The sequence below is a fragment of the Streptococcus sp. 10F2 genome, assembly GCF_054331515.2.
Map to the genome: position 1 here is coordinate 1 of NZ_JBTGGE020000135.1, position 532 is coordinate 532.

Consider the following 532-nt stretch of genomic DNA (forward strand, 5'->3'; position numbering starts at 1 on the left):
CCTGGATCTACTGGAGTCATACCTGGTACATATGGAATAGCTGGTTGACTTGGATCAGTAGGAGGAACAATTTGACTTGGATTTGTTGGATCTGTTACATATGGTACTTCTGTCCATGGATTCTCTGGAGTAACTCCTGGAGGGAACTCTGGAACATAGTTACCAACTGGAACATAAACAACTGCATCAACATAGTCATCATCAGTTGCTTTCACACCTGTATGAGCTCCTGCTTCTACTTGGCTAGGATCTTTCAAGATGTAACCTGGAACTACTGGTGATTTTTTGTTTTCGAAGCTATCACCTGCTGTTGGTGTCCACTCACCTAGAGTAATTTCACCTGTAGCTAAGTTAATGGTTCCTGTACGTGTAAATCCTAGGTTATCAACTACTTCTTCCGCAATAACCTTACCAGATTCATCCACATAACGAACTGTACGCTTCACATTTTCTGTTAACGTTTGGATCGCTGGATCTGTTGGGTTTGGATAGTTTGGAGTTGTTGGATCTGTTGGATCTGGATTCTTAGGTA

1 protein-coding gene is annotated in these 532 nt (G+C 41.9%); it reads right to left on the reverse strand.

Translation table 11 applies throughout. The features are described from left to right. Nucleotides 1-532 (reverse strand): mucin-binding protein (locus tag ACXM1Q_RS09405; RefSeq protein WP_458517825.1); only part of this gene is annotated, 532 nt, incomplete at both ends.